Consider the following 7,468-nt stretch of genomic DNA (forward strand, 5'->3'; position numbering starts at 1 on the left):
GGATTTTCCTTTGGATCAGGGTCTGAGTTCCAAAGGACAAAAAGCCCGCTCTACACTTTGAAGGCGTGGAGCGAGCAATTTCTTAGCGGGGGGCCTGCACCCCGATCATGGCCACTGCTGCGCAGCATGAAGAACGCGCAAAATGGTCACCATCTCAGGGCTTTCAGCATAAACCACGATGTAGTTCGGCCGAACAACCATCTCCCTAGTCCCGTCCACACGGCCCGCGCGGTACATCTGAGGGTGTTTTGGAAGGCGGGACGTCTTGTGCTCAATCTCGTCTTTGAGAACTTGGGCGGCATCCGGGTTGTCGTCAGAGATATAGTCAATGATTGCCAGCAAGTCGGCTATGGCTGTGGCTTTCCATTCAAGATTTGGCAAGGCGCTTCCCGTCAATCAATGCCTGGGCGTCTTGCATCACCTTCGTATGGGGCGTTGTGGGCCGTGGATCGTCCAGCGCTTCCTGTACCTTCGCCCGGAACCAGGCGTCATAGGCATCCGGATCAGCAGTCAATCCGGCAGGCAAGCCGCCTTCTGCGGCCACGCGGGTCAGAAGAATACGCACCGCGTCGGAGAGCGTCAGACCGACGCCCGCAAGTGCGTCCGAAGCCTGTGCTTTCAGCTGATCGTCAACACGGACATGAAGCATGGATGTTTGGGCAGGCATGGATAGTCTTCCAGTTGATGGGAATGATGTATCTCATTTGAGATACGATTTCAAGTCGGCAGTATGTGTGCGCGTGGTCCCGTGGTGTTGTCTCAGCGGGAAACTCAGTCCCCCTGCCCCGCCAGAAATTCCGCCAGCACAGGACTGGCCTCGCCCTTTGCGGAGCTGAGCAGCACCGAGCCCACAAGCGTAGCTTTAGACAGGCGCACGAGCCCGCCGGTTTCCTCGATACGATAGCAGCGGCGTTTTTGCCGCCCGCGCCTGTAGTGGGTCGCGGTGACGATCTGGCAGGTGCTGCCATCGGTGAGTGTCACAGGGGTGGCGAGCCTGATCTTGTCGCCTTCCTCGTAGTCGGGGATCGACGCCCAATCCCGGCAGCGCTGGCGCCAGGCATGGGCGTAGCTGTCCGGGTCTTTCAGGTTGGAGAGAAGCTCGATCAGCCCAAGCGGAGCACGAGACTCGTTCGGGCCAGCGCTTTCCTCCATGTCCTTATAGCCCCAGCAGCCGTCATCGTATCGGGTGAGGAAGACAGCCCCGAAAGTGAAGGAGCCATCCGGATCGGTCACATAGGTCGCGTCTTCGACAGCGGTGCCGTCGAGATTGGTGACCTTTGCCGCTGCATACCAGGTGGAGCCGACCTTGCAGGCCTTGACCAATTCGGTTTTGCGCGTGCCTCCCTCGAAGGTACAGAGCCGGGTGATCTCCGCTTTCTCATCCGCGTAGGTCTGGACGCGGCGGTCGGTGTAAAAGAGCCAACCCATTACGCCGCCCTCCGATCATCGAGTTCCCTCAGCGCATCGAGCGGCACGCGATAGGGCTGCATGGCGTCGAAATCCTCGCAATTGCCACAGTTCTGCACGATCGCGAAGGTATCGCAGGCATCCTTGGGGGTGACCCGGAAGGTGCCGCCGAGGCCCGAGGGCACTTCGTAGGTCCCGCCGATGAGATAGTTCGCGGCCCGGCGCACGAAGACGCGGATGCTGTGGCCATCGGTGGCGAGCCGGATCCCCCCCTGCCACCGGTCAATGAGCACCTGCACATCGTCCAGGATGTCCGTGTAGAACTGGCCAGTCAGATCGCGAAACGCCATGCGGCGCTGCGCCATCCAGTCAGTGTCGCGAAACGGATTCATGCCATCGGCGAAGGCGAAGGAGGGATCGGCCCGCTCGGTCGTGACGATGCGGGTGGTCGTGCCATCGATGCCGTTCGAGCGCAGATGCACACCATTGCCGACCATGAGGATCAGGGCCGGCCTGTCCACGGGCCCGTTCCAGTTGGGCAGGAAGGTTTTGCAAGCGCGCGCATGTGCGATTTGCGCCGCAACAGCGGAGGCAGAAAACTTGAGAATAGCCATGGGGATGTCTTTCCGTTGGGTGTGGGAGGGTCGACCCGCGCGAGCGGCATGGCCCACGCGCGGGTCGCGTGGTGGCTCAGGCCGCTTGCGCGACCTCGCCGTCAGGTTCCGGGGTTTCCGTGATCGGCGCCGTCTCATCACAGGCGCCACCGGCGGTCTGCATCATCGGCGGGCACCAGGCCGCCACGGCAGCGCGCTGCGCGTCCATTAGCGTGGCGAAAGGCTCGGCAAAGAGTTTGTCGCAGAAGGAGACAATCTCCTTCTTGCTCGACGAGGCCAGCGTCGCCGCCTCCTGGGCCAGGCCCAGATCCTCGCCGAGGATCTTCAGGAGCCCGGCCTTCTTGAAGCGGTTGAAGAGTGCCGCATTCGGTGTCCAGTGGGCGCGAATATCGGGCATGATCTCGATCTCGAACGCATGCATCAGGCTGTCGCGCTGGCGGTCCCGCGCGAAGCAGGACTGCGTCGTGCTGGCCGTCGCATAGGCGACGAGCTTGGCCTTCTCACCCGGCTTCAGCGCGCGAAACGCCGCGAACTGATCGGCGGGCGAACGGCTGTCATCGAGCCACGACAGGTCCAGCGTATCATGCGCCGCGGCCACCTGCTCAAGCGAGGTCTCGTCGATCTCGTCCATCTTGGCATGGCTGCGGTATTCCTTGCGGGCGTCGACCTTGATCGCCTGCGTGACACTCATGCCGCTGGCCAGAACATCACTCACCAGCTTGAAGAGCGTCAGATCGAGCGTGGCCTCGGGATGCAGCGCCATCGCGGCGCCAAGGGCCATGGCCCGCTCGGTCTTGAGGTCCTCAGCCAGTGAGGCCGGATAGGTGATTTCGCCAGCGACCGGGGCCTCCTCCCCGGTCGGGCTAGCCGAGGAGCCACGCACGCCTTCCTCTTTCGCGGTGTCCTCCGGGCGCACGAGGCCAATATGGAGCGTCACCTTCCCATTTGACCACGAGGCGACAACCCCGGCGCGCGCCAGGTCCTCGGTGCTATAAGCCTCCTGCAGGTCGCGGGATTCCTCTTCCAGTGCGTCCACGCGGTCGTAGAGAGCGTTGTAGGCGTCGTCATCGAGCCCCTCATCTTCCATCTCGAGTTGCAGTTGCTCAAGCTCGGCGGTGATCTCGTCGATGCGCTTCTGGGCGGCCTCATCGGGCTCGATCGGACCGGGATAGACGCGGCCGTAGTCGGCCATGGTCGCGTAATCATAGCGGACCAACGCATCGGCCCAGGCAAAGCCCAGCCTCACACGGGCCTCCTCGGCGGCGGCCTCGAGCTTCTCGAGCAGGATGGTCTCGACCAGTGCCGCATCCTCGAGCACCGAATGTTCTTCCAGCAGATCGGCCGCGACAGCGCCGCCGCGGGCCTCGTAGTCTTCCCGCACGAAGGCTCCGATATCGTCGCTGACCTGCACGCCGCGAGATTTCAGCGCCTGACGGACAGTGTAGGCCTGCAGATAGCTGTCTTCCTTGGTGAGCGCCTCATAGACCTCGCGCTGCACCTCCTGGCTCGGGTGCTCGGCAAAGGCCTTCATCGTGTCGAGCGTGATCGTCTTCGCCCGGGCCGCGGCGCGGATATCGAGGTGGATCAGCCCGTAGCGCAACCGGCCTTTCACGGCGGCCACCGTGGTGCCGAAGGTTTTTGCGATGGTCTCGGGCGTCTGGCCATCGATCTCCATCATCCGGGCGAAGGCCTCGAACTCGTCGATGGCATTCATCGGCGCTTGCGTGATGTTCTCAGCCAGCGACAGCGCCGTCGTCACGTCGCAATCCTCCGGCACAAGGCGGCAGTCGACCTTGGTCTTCGAGGTGAACCCCTTGGCGGCCTTGTCTGCGACCAGCTCGCTCAGCGCGGCATGGCGACGGCCACCGGCGAGGACGGCGTATTTGCCGTCGAGCTTCTGGACAAGGAGCGGCTGAAGCACACCCAGCACAGCGATGCTGGCTTTCAGATGCGCGATGTTTTCAGAATCATAGGTTTCCGGGGAGTTACTGCGCACATTGGCGGGATGCGGGACCAGATCGCCGATGGCGACGGTGAGGGGGGCAAAGCTTGTGGTCATGGGATGTCCTTCCAGGTGGGTGAGGTGTGGCCCGCGCCTTCACGCGCGTGACCAATCCACGGCTTCGGGGATCACAACGACAGAAGGCCCACTCTCCCTTTGAGGGAGCAGCGGGCCTTCATCGTCCGAGATGTCAGGGGGAGGCGTCCCCTGCCCCTCTACCAATCGCGCGCCAGCATGATGGTCAGCACGCGCATGGTGGTCGCGGGGTTGTCCGGGGTCTCAGCCCCGTAGCGGAAGTCGGAATCCGCTTCATACAGATCGATTTTCCAGAACACGGTCTCTCCCCGGATCTCGACCGCCCCGAAATCATGCCAGCCTTCGGGATCATTCTCGGGCTCGAAGGTGTTGAATTCCCCGGTGGCTTTCACGGCCTCGGCCATAAAGCCGTCACCGGCCTCCATAAGCGAGCGGGTGACATGCATCCGGCCTCGGATGGGCTGCGCGGGCGGCACTCCAAGGCACGCGAGCTTGCGGAACGCGTCGTTCTGCGCGGCGATCAAGGTCGGATCCGAGCAGTCTGTCTGGGGCTGTACAGTGATGGTCATAGGGCTCTCCCTTGAGAAGTTGAAACACCCTTCCCAAAGCCTTCTTTCCCTTTTGCCGACGCACGCCCCTCAAGCGGCCTTGGCGTTCTCCCCGGTCCTGCCCGCCTCCGATCTGGCAATCAGGTAGTCACAGGCACGTTGTGCATCCGCGGCGTACTTGAAGATCGCACCCTTGTCCGACCGAAGAACGCGCAACCAGTTGTGGAGATAGGCGGCATTCATCTCGAGCGTATGGGCCGTGAAGCCGAGCGTCTGACCCAGGAAAACCGAGGTCAATTCCGCGACGATCTCCTCGCGCGCATAGGAGGTGTTGCCGAACTTCGAGAACCCGAAATCACGGTTCAGTCGATGGGGGGCTTTCGTGGCATGGGCCAGCTCATGCGCCCAAACCCCGTAGAAATTGCGCGGGTCATGGAACCGCGTGATGGACGGCATGTAGACCTTGTCCACGGGTGGCAGATAATAGGCTTCCGTTCCTGTGAAGATGGTCGTGATGTCGATAGCATCGAAAAACGCCTGCATGTGAGGGATGGGCTCGGACGGCGGATGCTCGGACGGCGGATGCTCGGGCACCGGCTCCGGATCGGGGAAGAAGCTGTCGGGTAGGCCCTCGATCTGGCAGGCATTGAACACGCGGTAGGATTTCTGAAAGCGGAAGATGCGGGCTTGCTCGGAGCGAACATCCCCGTCGCTGCCGTCGTTCTCGCCGTCGGCGCCTTTCTGGCTTTGGCCGTAATAGACGACGACAGAGGACTTTTCGCCCTTGCGAACCTTCGCGTCCAACGCATTGGCCTGAGGCAGCGTCATCCAGAATGGCGAGCTGTGGCCCGCCATCACGGTGCGCATGGTCAGCAGGAGGTTGTTCACCCCCTGGTAGGGCTCACCGCCCACGCGCAGGGGGCGTGAGCTGCCGCCTGCGGTCCAGGGCTTGCGCCATGGCAGGACGCCGCGCTCGATGATGCGGATGATTTCGTTCGTGATGACCTCGGAGGCATCGAATTTGGGCGTGCGGGATCGGGCCATGGCTGGCGTCCTTTCGAGTGTTGGTGAGAAGATTGAGGGGTCAGGTTGACTGGCGGGGTCGCGGATGGTTGGCGACCCTTGCACCGAGGGCTTCGACCATGTCGATGTAGGTGGTCAGCGAGACGGACCTGCCAGGACCGCAAGGGTCAGGGTCGACAGATCCGTCCTGCGCCACCCGCGGCAGGTTCGCAAAGGCGATGACATCGGTGACGGGTCGGAGATCGATGAAGGGCGTCCCTCGTGCGACCGCAAGAGCGGCCAACGGAAAGCGCTTGATCGGCGCGAGGGTCGAGACGGTGGTCCAGCCGAGATGGAGGAACGTCCCACCCTCCCCGCAGATCACATGCGCGTTTGGCAATGACGCCGCCTGCTTCAGATAGCCGAGATCACGCAGGACGGTCTGGCGTTCGAGCCGTTGTGCCAGCGCCGTCTGGCCAGTTCGACGCAGCTCTCTATGCCGCCACCAAGAGGCGGCGGTTGCGCGGAGCACGCGCAAGACACCTGTTTGCATGGGAATGCCCTTCATCAGGAACGGCAGACCGGAACCCGGCCCGGACCCATCTGAGGGACCCCAAAGGCCCTCATCCGTCAGTCACAAAACCCGAAGAACACTTTCACTTTCCAACCGCCAACTGGACCGCGGAAACTGACAAGGGTCCGGCACATCTGCAGAAACCCGTGATTTCATGTAGTAAATATAGGGCCAAGGGCCCATTGAATTTCGGCTATCGACATGATCCACGGCTCGAAAACGTGCGGTGACCAGATCTGATCTCTTCTGGTTAACCGACGCGCAGATGGTGCGCCTTAAACCTTTCTTCCCGAAGCCCCACGGCAAGCCTCGGGTTGATGATAGACGTGCGTTGAGCGGGATTATCTTCATCAATCACAATGGTTTGCGGTGGCGAGATGCCCCTGCTGCTTCTGGTCCGCACAACACGCTTTACAACCTTTGATTGCGGTGGAGCGACAAAGGTATAATCGCCCGGATGATGGCGGGTCTGGTCGCAGAACACAGTGAAGAGAAGACTGTGATGATCGATGCTACGTACCTGAAGGCCCATCGTACCGCGACCAGCATGGACGTCAGAGGGGGGGCGTGGACGTCTGATTGGCCGAACCAAAAGCGGCATGAACACTAAGCTGCATGCCATTTGCGACAGCCAAGGGCGCCCGCTTAGCCTGTTCGTAACCGCAGGATAGGTCAGCGATTACATCGGTGCCCGCGCTTTGCTCAGCAGCCTACAAAGGTCGGCTGGCTGCTTGGAGGTCGGGGATATGACGCCGATTGGTTTAGAGAAGCGTTGAAAGACAAAGGGATATGCGCCTGCATTCTAGGCCGGAAACAGCGGAATAAACCGGTGAAATACCACAAGCGCCGATCCAAACGACGCAACCGGATCGAGATCATGTTCGGCAGGCTGAAGGATTGGCGGCGCGTGACGACGCGATACGATAGATGCCCGATAGTCTTCCTATCAGCCATCGCCCTCGCCGCACTCGCCGTTTACTGGCTATAAGATGCTGTAACGGGACCTGCGTCACGCACCGCCGTTGCCACTTGTCAGATCAGCGCCGCGCTGCCGTCATTCCCGTATTGAACCCACATGGAGGATGCCGCGGGAGACCGTTCGCTGCACTGGCGATCACACAACTAAGCTCTTGAGGATGGCCTTCGGCCCCGGCATCCGGTTCAGTGAGTTGCCGATATGCTCTCGCCAGCGCGGTCCGACCTCCATGGCAGTATGATACGCCAGCAACAGATCGTCGGGACGGTCCTCGGCCATCGCCTCGATCAGAAATGCCGCCTGTTCCCG

At 61.7% G+C, this 7,468-nt stretch carries 8 protein-coding genes and 1 pseudogene; 1 reads left to right on the forward strand and 8 read right to left on the reverse strand.

Translation table 11 applies throughout. The features are described from left to right. Positions 1-105: 105 nt before the first annotated feature. The 8 genes from INHI_RS0102945 to INHI_RS0102980 form a co-directional block, all read right to left on the reverse strand. The gene (locus INHI_RS0102945; RefSeq protein ID WP_036766824.1) at positions 106-381 is read right to left on the reverse strand and encodes a type II toxin-antitoxin system RelE/ParE family toxin; all 276 of its coding nucleotides are present in this window, start codon (positions 379-381) and stop codon (positions 106-108) included. Next, the gene (gene relB / locus INHI_RS0102950; protein WP_027246657.1) at positions 368-667 is read right to left on the reverse strand and encodes a type II toxin-antitoxin system RelB family antitoxin; all 300 of its coding nucleotides are present in this window, start codon (positions 665-667) and stop codon (positions 368-370) included. Before relB ends, INHI_RS0102945 begins: the two co-directional genes overlap by 14 nt. A 104-nt stretch (positions 668-771) precedes the next feature. Further along, positions 772-1,428, reverse strand: coding sequence for a DUF6927 domain-containing protein (locus tag INHI_RS0102955; RefSeq protein WP_027246658.1), 657 nt, complete (start codon positions 1,426-1,428; stop codon positions 772-774). Then, positions 1,428-2,021 (reverse strand): hypothetical protein, encoded by a 594-nt coding sequence (locus INHI_RS0102960; RefSeq protein WP_027246659.1) that lies wholly within the window; start codon positions 2,019-2,021, stop codon positions 1,428-1,430. Before INHI_RS0102960 ends, INHI_RS0102955 begins: the two co-directional genes overlap by 1 nt. A gap of 76 nt (positions 2,022-2,097) precedes the next feature. Further along, the gene (locus tag INHI_RS0102965) at positions 2,098-4,080 is read right to left on the reverse strand and encodes a ParB/RepB/Spo0J family partition protein (protein WP_027246660.1); all 1,983 of its coding nucleotides are present in this window, start codon (positions 4,078-4,080) and stop codon (positions 2,098-2,100) included. Between the two features lie 158 nt (positions 4,081-4,238). Next, positions 4,239-4,628 carry a DUF3768 domain-containing protein gene (locus tag INHI_RS0102970; protein ID WP_027246661.1) on the reverse strand — a complete coding sequence of 130 codons (390 nt, stop codon included), beginning with the start codon at positions 4,626-4,628 and terminating at the stop codon, positions 4,239-4,241. A gap of 69 nt (positions 4,629-4,697) precedes the next feature. After that, positions 4,698-5,651, reverse strand: a complete 954-nt coding sequence (locus INHI_RS0102975; protein ID WP_027246662.1) for an ArdC family protein — start codon at positions 5,649-5,651, stop codon at positions 4,698-4,700. A 40-nt stretch (positions 5,652-5,691) separates the two neighbouring features. Further along, positions 5,692-6,162 (reverse strand): hypothetical protein, encoded by a 471-nt coding sequence (locus INHI_RS0102980; protein ID WP_027246663.1) that lies wholly within the window; start codon positions 6,160-6,162, stop codon positions 5,692-5,694. A 247-nt stretch (positions 6,163-6,409) separates the two neighbouring features. On the opposite strand from INHI_RS0102980, the pseudogene INHI_RS20830 reads away from it, so the two are divergent. Continuing rightward, positions 6,410-7,171, forward strand: a pseudogene (locus INHI_RS20830) (IS5 family transposase). The last annotated feature ends 297 nt before the right edge of the window (positions 7,172-7,468 follow it).

The organism is Phaeobacter inhibens DSM 16374, from assembly GCF_000473105.1.
Taxonomy (GTDB): Bacteria; Pseudomonadota; Alphaproteobacteria; order Rhodobacterales; family Rhodobacteraceae; genus Phaeobacter; species Phaeobacter inhibens.